This window comes from Pseudomonas sp., from assembly GCF_032058845.1.
Taxonomy (GTDB): Bacteria; Pseudomonadota; Gammaproteobacteria; order Pseudomonadales; family Pseudomonadaceae; genus Aquipseudomonas.
Genome location: NZ_DAMCCR010000120.1, coordinates 1 through 11,183, shown reverse-complemented (window position 1 = coordinate 11,183; position 11,183 = coordinate 1). Strand labels below are relative to the sequence as shown.

At 59.4% G+C, this 11,183-nt stretch carries 6 protein-coding genes; 1 reads left to right on the top strand and 5 read right to left on the bottom strand.

The window, feature by feature from the left end; translation table 11 throughout:
- The first annotated feature begins 163 nt into the window (after nt 1-163).
- Nucleotides 164-832, top strand: coding sequence for an IS4 family transposase (locus RT028_RS17860; protein ID WP_312936452.1), 669 nt, complete (start codon nt 164-166; stop codon nt 830-832).
- Nucleotides 833-1,192: 360 nt separating this feature from the next.
- Here RT028_RS17860 and RT028_RS17855 read toward each other — a convergent pair whose 3' ends face one another.
- From RT028_RS17855 to RT028_RS17835, 5 genes are all read right to left on the bottom strand, one after another.
- Nucleotides 1,193-2,665, bottom strand: a complete 1,473-nt coding sequence (locus tag RT028_RS17855) for a hypothetical protein (protein ID WP_312936450.1) — start codon at nt 2,663-2,665, stop codon at nt 1,193-1,195.
- A gap of 84 nt (nt 2,666-2,749) precedes the next feature.
- Nucleotides 2,750-4,948: an autotransporter outer membrane beta-barrel domain-containing protein gene (locus RT028_RS17850; protein WP_312936448.1), complete on the bottom strand. Its 2,199-nt coding sequence runs from the start codon at nt 4,946-4,948 to the stop codon at nt 2,750-2,752.
- A gap of 161 nt (nt 4,949-5,109) precedes the next feature.
- On the bottom strand, nt 5,110-6,603 hold the full coding sequence (locus RT028_RS17845; RefSeq protein ID WP_312936446.1) for a hypothetical protein: 1,494 nt from the start codon (nt 6,601-6,603) through the stop codon (nt 5,110-5,112).
- Nucleotides 6,540-7,091 carry a hypothetical protein gene (locus RT028_RS17840; protein WP_312936444.1) on the bottom strand — a complete coding sequence of 184 codons (552 nt, stop codon included), beginning with the start codon at nt 7,089-7,091 and terminating at the stop codon, nt 6,540-6,542. The genes RT028_RS17845 and RT028_RS17840 overlap by 64 nt, the downstream gene beginning before the upstream one ends.
- Nucleotides 7,092-7,278: 187 nt before the next feature.
- Nucleotides 7,279-11,157 (bottom strand): RHS repeat-associated core domain-containing protein, encoded by a 3,879-nt coding sequence (locus tag RT028_RS17835; RefSeq protein ID WP_312936442.1) that lies wholly within the window; start codon nt 11,155-11,157, stop codon nt 7,279-7,281.
- Between the last annotated feature and the right edge of the window lie 26 nt (nt 11,158-11,183).

Genomic DNA, 11,183 nt, shown 5'->3' with positions numbered 1-11,183 from the left:
AGCACGACCTTGCCAAGGTCGGGGTCGCGAGTTCGAGTCTCGTTTCCCGCTCCAATTAAAAAACTACTCTTTCGAGAGTAATGCCGATCCGTTAAGCCTTCCTGCTTGACCTTTGGCCGCAGCAAACCAAAATCCGATGCCTTAATTGGCATCGGATTTTTTTATGCGTCTCGCTCGGGCACTGGAACTCACTCACAACATCGCTTCGACCCCCAACTCGCTGGAAGGCCTGGATTCGTTGCTTGATCCTGCCCTGGTGGAGCAGGCCGGTGTAGCGACGATGCGCAAGCGGCGATTACCACTGGAAATGATGCTCTGGTGCGTTGTTTCCATGGCGCTTTTTCGGCGGATGTCAGTGTGGGATGTCGTCAGTCGCATGGGCATCATGCTACCGGGGCAGCGTCCGCTGGTCGCGCCCAGCGCGGTGGTTCAGGCGCGTCAGCGGCTGGGCTCCGAAGCCGTTCGCCAGGTTTTCAACCTCACCCAGAAAAGTTGGCATGAGGCCGCCAAGCACCCGACCTGGGCCGGACTTCGCCTTTTAGGCGTGGACGGAGTCGTCTGGCGTGCACCTGACACGCCTGAAAATCGCACACGTTTCAACGCTGGAACCAACCAGCATGGCCATGGCGGATATCCTCAAGTGCGAATGGTCTGTCAGATGGAGTTGACCAGTCACATGCTGGTTGGCAGCGCTTTCGATGGCTACTGCAGCAATGAGATGAAGCTGGCAGAGCAGTTGATCGACACCACTCCTGAGCACTCGCTGACCCTCTTCGACAAAGGCTTCTATTCCCTGGGTCTGCTGCATCAATGGCAACAAAGCGGGGCCTAGCGGCACTGGCTGATACCACTGAAGAAGGGCACGCAATACGAAGTGCATCAGCGATTCGGGCGTTCGGATAATGTTATCAATGGCGTTTCGACAGATCGATCCGGGAACATCCCCAAATACCTGGCTGAGCTGCACGCTTCGGCACCGCACTACGTGCTTCCTCATCGCAGGGAGAAGCGCGTTTATCCTCGCTCGGTCAGGTTCAAATCGGTGAAATATCCAGGCCGAAATAAAAATGCCAGTCAGCTTAACTGACTGGCATTACTCTTTCGAGAGTGGTTTTTTTTGGTTCTCCATAAATGACTTGAACGGTGATGTCGCGGATCGCACTCATGATGACCTAACGCAGCAACGCCTCGCTCAGTCCACCAGCGTAGCGCTCGAGTGAGGAAACTCGATCCAGCTGATCAGGTTATCCACGCTCAGGAATGCACGGATTTCCAGAGCGGTAGGGACCTCGAATACTTCCAGGTCCTGACGGTTGAGGGTGCCCACTGTCATCGTTCCGGTGATAGAGGAGACCGGCGCCGCTTCGGCGACCATGACGGGATCTTTCTTCCCGTCTTTGCGCCTGCCTTCGATGTAGAGTCGGATGAACTGGCTGGTGTTTCTGTGCTGCCAGGACGTCAGTGTGAACGTCGCTTTGCCGTTTCCGACATTGCCGAGACTCAAGTAATTGCCGGTGACCTTGTCGCATTGCGGGTTCGGCAGGTTCTTGGGCGCTTCTACCGTCAGGTTATGGCGAGTCGAACCTAAGGTGTTGCCGCGACGGGTGACTTCGTAATACATCTCCAACCGGCTGGCGAGCCTGGCAGCAATGTTGAGTTTGGGAATCGCATATTCCCGAGAACCGGATGACAAAGGGGTGGCCGTACTGTAGGCACCGTACTCTCCGGGCACGCCCCAGAATACGGTGATCTCGTCATCTGGCTCGAATGTGGCTTCGGGCTTTATGACCAGCGTGCCACCGTTCAGTGCTCTGCTTGGGTCCAGCGTGCTGGCATCCGCTGTGCTGCCCGTTTCCTTGAGGTAGGGAGCAGGAAAGTTCGGCGCCACAGGTGTGGCATTGACCAGCAAGGGCATCGGTAGCGCGCGTTGCACTGCAGTGCCTGCGCGATCTTGAACGGTATAGCGCGCGTAGCGCACACCGTCTCCGGAGGCTCGGATGAAGTCACCCGAAACGCTGATGGTCAGCGCCCGCCCCGTATCAGCCTCTTTCAATATCCAAGTACCTGCGCGCTCTGGACCGCCAACCGTGGCGCTCCAGTACCATGTCAGAACATCGCCGGCCTCAATGTTGACATACGGTGGGATTTCAGCGTTCAGCGTGTCGCCGTGCGCTTGCAGGAAGGTATCCGTCACGCCGCCAGTCATGACCTCGTCTGGGAATCTCAACCCGTTGTCGTCAGGCAGTTGCGGTGGCGTTCTGTCGATGCTGATGGTCAGGGGGGTGGAGTCAGCGGAGTTGCCGTTATAGAACACCACCCGGTAGCCCAATGTATGGGCTCCCTCGCCCGACAAATAACGCTCAGGTACCGAAATGAACAGATCAGTGTCCTCGATCGGCGCAGTCCAGCCTTTGCTACCGATTTCTTCACCGTCCCAAAACAGTGTCAAGGCCTCGGGGTCCTCCGGTGTCGGGTGGGAATTTTGCCAGGGCTCGAAATCGATTCGCAGAGGCGCCAGCGTTGCGCTGAAGGGCAGGAGATTGGGTTGTCCGCCATCTATGTCATCCAGCAGCGCGTCAATCCGAGGGGGTGGCAGCACGGCTGCGTTTGGAACGACGCTGGCTGGCTGCGATAGCCAGCGACGGATGAATGTGATCAACCACATCGCGACGCCTCCTTTTAAAAAAACGCAGTTGTCAAGGCTCTGAAACACCATAGGGCGCCTGATGGCGCCGCAGATGCTGCTCGACTACCAGTTGTAACGGACCCCGACACTGGCGCCCCAAGGCTGCTCCAGCCGCTCGCCGTGGGCGTAATCGAATTCGGCGTGCGCCTGCCATTGCTGGGCCCAGGCTACGACCAGGCCTGCACCCAGCTCGGCGCGCGATCCAGCCAGGTCGTTGTCGAAGCTGTTGTCGTTGATCCGAACCCGGTTGCTGTTGATGAACTCATGCGCGGCAGCCACCCGCACGTAGGGCTGGATCATGCGGCCTTCGCCCTTGTCGAAAGTGCGCCCGGCTGTCGTACCCAGTTTGCCTTGCAACGAGCGTGTGACGTTGCCGCTGGCCCTGAGCCCGTTGTCCAGCTCGTAGGATTGCCCCTCGATGGCCATGCCTGCAAGTTGCGCATAAGGCTCGATGAAATAGCCTTCGTCGCCAATTTTCAAGTGACGACCAAACTCCGCCGAAACCCCAACGCCATTATTGCTGTAGTCGCCTTTGCTTTGGGTGCCATCACTGAGTTGAACATCGGCATGGTTGCGATAGCGGTTCACTTTGGCAACGCCATCGAAGTAATAGCCAGTACTCGGGTCAAGCCAAGTGACATAAGCGCCGACATGGTAGCTGTCGACGCGTCCCGTACTACCGCCTTGCAGGTTCAGATCAGAATTGCTGTAGCCCGCTGTAACACCTGCCAGCCAGTTCCCATCACCGACAGGCAGCCGGCCATCGGCGCCAAATGACACGCCTTGCTGGCGCTGCTGATAGCCGAAATTCGAGGTGGCGGCATTGAACTGATTGCCATAGCTGCGCATCCAGCCCCCAGCGGCCCCTCCGTTGCGACGCACCTCGCCCATGCGACTGCGCAAGATGGTGAGTTCGCCATACCAGACGGTCGGTGCGGTGTTGAACAGGGCCAGGGCCGTCTGCGAACCGGTACTGAGGGTGCGCAGCGTGGCATCCAGGTACCACTCGTTACCCCGCTGCGCGAGGCCGTAGGCGAAGGTCCCCAGGTCAACCGGCCCGCCTTGGAGCGAGAAGCTGGCATCGCCCCCCGCGATTCGCACCAATTGCAACTGGGTATCGTCCAGTGGGTCTTTGCCGGTGCTGGCAACGCGGATCTGATGGTTGCCGGTGGCAGTGCCGGTCACATCGAGAAAGTCGCCCTGCCTGTCGGCGAGATCGGTCCTCATCACGAATGTGCCGTCTCCTGACAGGTCGCTCACCTGCAGCGTGTGGAACTGAGCGGTATCTCCGAGCGCTACCGAGCCACCGGCCATCGCCAGATCATTTATCTGGGCGTTGTCCACCAGGGTCCACTGAGCGCCGCTGTTGAGGTCGAGTCGCTGCAGATTGTCCAGCCGGCCCTTGAGAGTCGCCTGGTTTTGCAGCGTCAGTGTCGCTTGGCCACCCTGCGCCACAGCGATATCGCCCAGCAGGTGACTGTTGTCCACTGTGATGGTGGCGGTACCGACGGCGCCGACCTCGATAAGCGTGCCGTTACCCCCTTTGAGCGTGGAGCCGTTGAGTACGTCGATACTGGCGCTTGTTGGCAGCGTGCCTGTGGCCCCCACTGCGATGGCTGAGCCGGTAAGCCCTTCGACATGACCGGCGTCAAGCGTCAGGCTGCCCACCTGCGTTGCCAACCCGCTACCGCCGCGAAAACGAACACCGTTTGCCCCGCCGACGATGCGGCTGCCCGCATTGGCCCTGACCACGCCATCCAGTAGGTCTGCACCGACACCATTGGCGTTGCTGCCTACCAACTGGCTGCCTGTCAGGTCGAGCTGACTGCTGTTGATCAATGCACCTGCGGCACCGCCGGTGATGGTGCTGTCGCTGGCCTTGACGCGAGAGGGCGACAAGCTCGGGTTGCTCAGATCGACGCCGAGCGTCAGGCCGCGCTGATCAGCGCTGACGACGCTGCCGGCGATGGTTGCTTCGGCGCTGCTGAGGCCGACCCCGGCAGACGCCCCAGTCGCAGTGGTCTGGCTTCCCTGGAGCACCAGCGCGGAGCCGGACCTTACCGTGATATTCCGGGTGACGGCGCCACTGGCCGTCAGGGTAGCGGCGTTGGTGATGAAGTAGCTGTCGGGAGCGGTCGTACCGTCAATGCTGCGATCGGTGATGATGTTTTCCGCCATGGCGCCCTGTCCCAGTAACAGCACTGGGGCCAGGGAGGCCATGCGCAGGGCGCGGTGTACGGGCGATAGCGGCAAGACGGCCATAACGTTACCTGTAGATGTTCGAGAAGATTGGCTAGGCCTTCTGAAAAAGAGGCTTCACCTGTCAGCGCGGAAGTCTAGGGGTGTAATCAGTAATCCCGCGTAGGAATAATCCGATGACGGGCGCGGTTAGCCTGATCGTGTAAGGCTTTGAAACAAGTTCATCAGGGTATTGGGCATGTGCTCCCTCCAACACCGATGCCGACGAGCGCCTCAACATCTTCCGAGCGAATGGTCTCGCCGCCGTAGACGAGTGAGTAATGAACGCGGCCCCGACCATCTGGGCCGAGGCTGTTATGGTTGTGGATTGGCAGGATATGAATGGCGTAAGGTTTGATGTCCCAAGTGAAACCATTTTCTGCTTGTGCCTGAGTGATGGTGATTACTTCGGTTTTCTTAGCTGCGGCAATTTCGGTATCACCGGTTCTACCGCCCAGCGCCGTCCAGACCATCGTTACCTCGCCCCCCGTTGGCAAGTGTTGGGCCAGCGCGTTGACAGAGACCCGGAACGCGGGATCGCCAGCAGGATTGTCCGCGTCTTCCCACAACGATTTGCAGTTCAGCCAGCGCCCTTGCATGCGCTCGAACACGGCTGAATCAGGCACTACGGTAACGGCATCGACATTTACCAGTGCACTGACAGAACGTTGTTCATTGCCTTCGTCCAGCGCTTTACGAATGGTGTAGTACACCGGCAGATCAACCTGATTGCCTGCCGCGAGAATGTATGCCCATGGGATTTCTACTGTGATTTTTGCACCCTGGGTGATATCGACGACGTGAGTCGCTTCTTTAACCAGTGTGCCGGCCCAGTAGAAATCCACAACTTCACCATCCTTGGCAGATGGATAAAGATCGAATGCGAGAGTTGCAGCCTGGCTGGCGTCTTCACGTTTGAGCTCGTTTTCAATGTTCGATGTCTTGCCAGTGATGGCAGGAGCCAGCAACTGGTCATTGACCGGATCTGGCCAAGTCGGGTCGGGATTGGGGCGTGGTGGGCCGATGACTGAAAAGTCGACGTTGACATCAACGCTTTCCGGTCCATAGGCCACACCGTGGCGGAGCACCTTGTAGCTGACGGGTGTCACCACTGAACCACTTGCCGAACCGTACGCCACGAGCAGGCGGTCGGCCGGTACCTGGAGCAGCAGGGGAAAGGACCGAGAGCCGATTTGCTCGGAAAACGGCGGCGCGGTACCCCAAGTGACCTCGATGTAGTCGCTCGGGCGGTGATTGTTAAAGGCGGGTATTTCGACATCTATGCTGGCCTGTGCGTCCTGCAGGTCGATCAAGCCGTCTGCCGCAAGAGGCACTACTGGCGCCTGCAGGGTGTCTGGCAGCGTGCCGAGGTTGACGTAGACCTCAGCCACTTCGGAGATGCGGCTGCGGTTGGTGGCTTTGTCGAGCAGCAAATAGACGATGTAGAAGTGGCCGTCTCCTTTGGCGTCGACGACCGCCTTGGGAATCAAGACAATCATGTCTTTCGGCACCTGGCCGACCGCTACCGGATCAGGGTATGGGGCCGTCGGTACGGTGTCCGAGTAATAGAGGGCGTAGCTATCGCTCGCGACCCGGCCCGGATAATCGGGAAGTGTTACTTTGATGCCGAGTGGGTTGGTCGTGAAGTAGGCATCGGTAACTGTGCTGGCAGGCGGCACTGCAGGCTGCGGCTCGGTGACTCCCCACGGGGGGTACTGTCACAGATCAGGGGAATGGAATTGGAGGTGTCGTCATTACCTTGGTAAAACACGACGGAGTATCGCAACCGCAGTTTGCCATCCCGCACGAGATCGTTCTTGGGAACGGTAACGGTCGCTGGGAACGCGCTTGTACTATCGTACTGGTGAGATGCGCCAACTGGAAGGAACGGACCTGTGTTCCCGGTTTCATCAACAGTGGCAAGTTCGAGTTGCAGTGTGTCGTATTCGTCGTAACCGGGCTCTGGCAGATCAGGCCAGCGGCTGATAATAACGTCCAGGTCTGCAGCCAGTACGTCCTTGTTCAACGTTCCATCTGTGTTGTCGATGATCCCAGGTACTACGAGGTCTGGCAGAGCACTGACCTGGATAGCCTTTGATTGAACCCGGCGTTTCTGATAGTCCAGGCGGACTGTTGCGGCACGTTCGCGTGAAGAAGTTTTGCTCATCTGGCGCTCCGACTATTTAGGTGATGGAAGTGTCTGATGCGAGAGCATGCGGGAACGACTTGGATCCCAGGTCTTGCAAGGATGCTAGCGCTGGGGAGCAGCCGTCGAAACTGGTAAAAATGCTAGGTGGGTAGTGCGGGGAGGGCAAAACCCGCTGTGGTCAGCGGGTTTTGCCAGGGGCGGTTAACTAACGCCGAAATCGGTTGGGGAGGTGTCCCTCCTTGAGATGGTTTAGCCAGCGTCGCTGCTGAAACTGACTACGAATTCTTTGGAATCGCATATCTTGTGCCCACTTCCCATGAAGAAAGCTGGGGCGGGCAGCGTCCCCCAGATCACTAGCGTCCACGATACCACGCGGTGTACCGGGCAGACCGACAGAGGCCGCAACGGAGTTTGGACCCCCACGGGCAAGGAATCTCCCCACCAGCGCCCCACCCGCAGACCTCAGGCCGTTCACCACCCCCAGGCCGATACTGGCAAGCCCCAGATAGCCCGCCCAGGCACCTGCCGTCTGGTCGTTGCTGATCGCTGCCACGGCCTGTGCGCCCGTACCGGCCACAGCCAGCGCAGCCGTTGCCGTACTCATCAGCGCTGCAGTCAATGTGGTACCTGCGAACTTGGCGAGCAGCGCGGTGCCGAGACCGACTTGCGCGCCCGCTGCCACTGAGGTGCCTGCAGCGGCGACTGAAGCTGCCGCAGCCGCGCCAAACGCCCCCACCGCTGCCAGCGAGGCGCCAGCGGTAACGACGGCGGCGATCGTGGCAACGACAGCCACGCCCAACCATACCCATTTCAGCGTGTCCCCACCGCCCGGCCGGCGTCCTAGCCAGCTTGGATCATCCTCATCGGGGCGCCTTGGCCTGCCACCTGCACTCGCGCTATGGCCAGTCGGGTCACGCAAGGTGACGGGATTACCCAGGCAGTACACATAGGGGTTCAAGCCGCCCGTGTCGAACGGACTTTCCGAATCCGGACTGGTGAAGCGCATCAGTGCCGGGTTGTACGCGCGGTAGCCGTTGCCTAGCAGGTACCAACCACTCCCGGCGTCCAGCGCTTCGCCATTGAAGCCCAAATGGCTATCCAGGAGCGATGCGCCATCACGTTGCCCATGCGCCAGGTAGGTGGTACTGCGCACCAGCCCGGCGTTGCTTTCGGCGATAACGCTATGGCTGGCGCTGGTCTGTAGCAACAGCGTAGCGGCAGGATCGTGGGTCTGTTGCGCCAATGGCACGTCTTGAAGCCGGCAATAACGCGTGGCAGTTGCACCTTTCATGGCAAGGCTGAGTTGTTCCCCGTCGAACCACAGCAGCGACTCCTGGTCCCCACCGGCGCTGCTGGCGACCAGTTGGCCCAGGCCATCGTAGCGATAGCGGCTGCTCGGTTCGATCTCCAATAGGCGATTCTGGCTGTCGTAGCGCAGTTCGCGGCCCTGTTCATCGATCTGCAGGTTGCCGTTGGCGTCGTGCGAAAACGACAGTTCGATGGTGGTTTGATCCGCCTGAGTGACGGTCAAGCCAGCGAGCTGGCAGCGATCATGCTCATCGTAGGTGTAGACAGTCGTTGCGCTGGTAGCGTCGGCGAACGTCGTCATCGCGGTGGTGACATTATCGAGGGCATCGAAGCGGAACACTTGCTTCACCACCGATCGTCCTTCGTTATCTTCAGGCAAGAGCAGACCGCTGTAGTTGACAGTGCGCAGCCGACCTCTGACGTCATAGAGGAATTGCTCCTTGTGCAGTGTGGTTCCCCCTTCCTTGAGCTCGCGCGCATCCAGCAGCCCATCGTTGCCCCAGGTCTGCATGAGTATCCTTGCCGGCTGCCCGTCGAGTTGTTGCGTGCGCTGGCACTCGCGCCCGTGTTCGTCGTATGCCAGGTCAGTGGTCAGCGCGCTGTCGTTGGCCTGGTCAGTGCACACCACCTTGAACAGTCGGCCCAGTGAGTCATAGTCGAATCCCGCAACCACGTTGCCTTGCTCAATGGCCTTGGTACGACCTAGTTCGTCGTAGCGATGAGTGGTGACGGCTGCGCCGGCGTCCATACGCTCGGCCAGTCGACCCTGGAACGAGGTTGAATAGGCCGTGGTCAACCGGTCACCGCCCAGGTTGCTCCAATGCTCGAAGGTCAGATGGTTGCTGAGGTCGTATTCATACTCACGCTGCCCCTGGGCGTTCATGGATTTGGTCAGTAGCGACGTGATGGGGTGGTATTCGAAGACGGCATGGTCGTCGATGGCGCTACTGGACACCGGGAGCGGCGACAACTCGAGTTTGTAGGTAAAGCCTACAGAGTCACCCGCGCCGGTAGTCATGGAGACAGGGGCCGACTGTGCGGACGTGTGTAGAAGTTGCTCAAGCCGCTTGCCGACCTTGCGTGAAGTCAGTCGATCCAGGCCGTCGAACGTCTGCGAGCCGACTTGGTAACGGGGCAGGGACCCCGTGTTGCTGATCACGACGATACTGACAGGCAGTTGCGCACCAGAATGCGCGGCATATTGCCATTCGATACGGCCGTCATCGGGCAGCACGTTGGCCGTCATACGGTCGAACGCGTCGTACTCCAATCGTGTGGTATTGCCACGTTCATCGGTTTTGCTGATACAGCGACCGAGGCCATCGTAGCTCAGCTTCTGGGCAGCCTGTGGGGTGTCGTCCAGGCCAAGTCGCTCGATCAACAGCGGCTTCTCGAAGACATTGATGGTGGTTCTGACCTTTTCACTTTTCAGCGTTTGTCTGGGTGCCTGGAGCCAGCGGGTCTTGAAGACATTGTTGTCTTTGTCCGTTTCGGTGGGATCGAAGCTCACATGCTCCTGCACGCCATCTGCACGCAGGATGAGACTCCGTTCGCCCCAGGCATCGTATCGGTATTCGGTGGTTTGCAACTGCCCGGGAGCGGGGTAAGCCTGACCGTCGAGCCAATCGTGCTGACTGACTGCCAACTCCCGACCCCAGGCGTCATACCGATGGGACAGGATGGGCAGTTGCCGTTTAGGTTGTGCTGGATCGAGATGATCGCGGGTTTCTTGCACGACTCTGCCCACGCCATCGAAATGCTGCGTGACCGTCACCCCGAGGCTGTCCGTCGAACGCTGGTCGGCCTGCTCCTGCTCATTGGCACAAAGGTGGTAGCGTTCGCTGCGGGTCGCTTCGCTGGCGCTGCCTGGCGCGACGATCTGGCAGACCATGCGCCCCAGGCTATCGAACTGCGTAATCCGAGCAACGTTATCTTCGTCGAGGTCCAGAAGCACTTCGCCTGTGGTTAACGAGACGCCTTGCGCAGTGGTTTTGCAGGTAGAGTCGAAGCCCGTGATCTGCCGCTGTGTGTACAGCATGCGTGTCGCCTCGAACCACTCAGGCGCGCGTTTCTCGCCGCGGCTGTCCGAGGTCGCCAGAGCGACCAGGCTGTCCCAGTCAATCGTTTTGTACTGATAGGTGTACTCCGCACAGGTGTCCAGCGTGGCGCCCTGCACATCGGCGGCTTTTGTGGTCAACGGAAATGCCGATGTGCGTGAGCGCACGCGACCATGCGTCATCGGCTCGTCCGGCCCAGGGCTTTCCTGCTCCTGCACGTAATAGCTGTAGTGAATCGTATTGAGTTCGCGCTCGCCGGCGAGTGTTTCGCTTTGCAAGGCCAACCAGTGGCCCTGGCCGCTTTCAGCTGCGCTGGATGCCAGAACGGGAAAGCGTTCGTAACGGTAAGTGGTGACCAACGTGGGGGCGGCGCCTGGCAGGTTCTCTGCCGGCGTGACGATCTTTTGCTTCAGGTGCTTGACGAAGCCTTCCGGGTCGCCTGGATATCCGTCTTCCTCCGCCTTGTACCAAAGGGACGTTTCCACCACGCCATTGGCCGCCTGATGGGTAAGCAGGTTGCCGTAGTCGTCATACGTGCTGGCAACCTGCTCTGAGCGAGAACGTGTCGCGTCGTTGCGCAGGCGCCAGCGCGTCTGCACCTTGTGCGGTAACTGGCAGTTATTCGACTGTTCGCTGTATAGACCGGTCTTCAAATTGTAAGTCGTGATTTTCTCAAGGATGTTATTGCCTACGACTGTCTTGCCATCGTCGCTGAGCATGCTGCCATGGCAGGTTGTCTCGGCAG

Bases quoted from the DNA above. Each gene is read 5' to 3' on its own strand.
- RT028_RS17860 (WP_312936452.1), top strand. From the start codon at position 164: ATGCGTCTCGCTCGGGCACTGGAACTCACTCACAACATCGCTTCGACC.
- RT028_RS17855 (WP_312936450.1), bottom strand. From the start codon at position 2,665: ATGTGGTTGATCACATTCATCCGTCGCTGGCTATCGCAGCCAGCCAGC.
- RT028_RS17850 (WP_312936448.1), bottom strand. From the start codon at position 4,948: ATGGCCGTCTTGCCGCTATCGCCCGTACACCGCGCCCTGCGCATGGCC.
- RT028_RS17840 (WP_312936444.1), bottom strand. From the start codon at position 7,091: ATGAGCAAAACTTCTTCACGCGAACGTGCCGCAACAGTCCGCCTGGAC.
- RT028_RS17835 (WP_312936442.1), bottom strand. From the start codon at position 11,157: ATGCTCAGCGACGATGGCAAGACAGTCGTAGGCAATAACATCCTTGAG.